Source organism: Rhodococcus sp. DMU2021 (assembly GCF_019641445.1).
Lineage (GTDB): Bacteria > Actinomycetota > Actinomycetes > Mycobacteriales > Mycobacteriaceae > Rhodococcus > Rhodococcus pyridinivorans.
Window position 1 is genome coordinate 1 of sequence record NZ_JAIFKB010000112.1, and the last position, 536, is coordinate 536.

At 62.3% G+C, this 536-nt stretch carries 1 protein-coding gene and 1 rRNA gene; both read left to right on the forward strand.

The features are described 5' to 3' along the window. Positions 1 to 112: ribosomal RNA gene (gene rrf, locus K3M35_RS25895) — 5S ribosomal RNA — on the forward strand; the annotation flags it as partial. Between the two features lie 143 nt (positions 113 to 255). Then, positions 256 to 447 (forward strand): putative immunity protein, encoded by a 192-nt coding sequence (locus K3M35_RS25900; RefSeq protein WP_374107795.1) that lies wholly within the window; start codon positions 256 to 258, stop codon positions 445 to 447. The last annotated feature ends 89 nt before the right edge of the window (positions 448 to 536 follow it).

Here is a 536-nt window from a genome sequence, read left to right on the forward strand (position 1 = left end):
CGGCCATAGCGACAGGGAAACGCCCGGTCCCATTCCGAACCCGGAAGCTAAGCCTGTCTGCGCCGATGGTACTGCACTCGACAGGGTGTGGGAGAGTAGGACACCGCCGAACACCCGTTACCGAAGACCCCCAACATTGTTGGGGGTCTTCGGCTTTGAGGAGGGGAGCCGCTTTCGCGGGTCCCCTTTTTTCGTACGCGGACATTCGGTCGGGCTATGCTCGGATACGTGGGGCGGAACGGGCCGGCGACAAGCGTGACCGGTGATTTCGAACTCACCATGGACGAACTGCGGGCGGTCGTCCGATACGTGACGGAGAGTGCACAGGACGTGCTTCCCGTCTTCGAGGAATCCGTGCCCGAGGACCGTCGTCCACGTTCAGCACTCGATGCGGCGCGAGAATTCGTCGACGGTGCGCCCGAGTTGGCTCATTTCGTTAGTGCGTGACTTCGGTACCTGAAATCCGGTCGAGCAGCACCTGCATATCGGCCTCGACCTGCGGCGGGAACGTGTGCCGGGTTCCGTTGATCGCGATG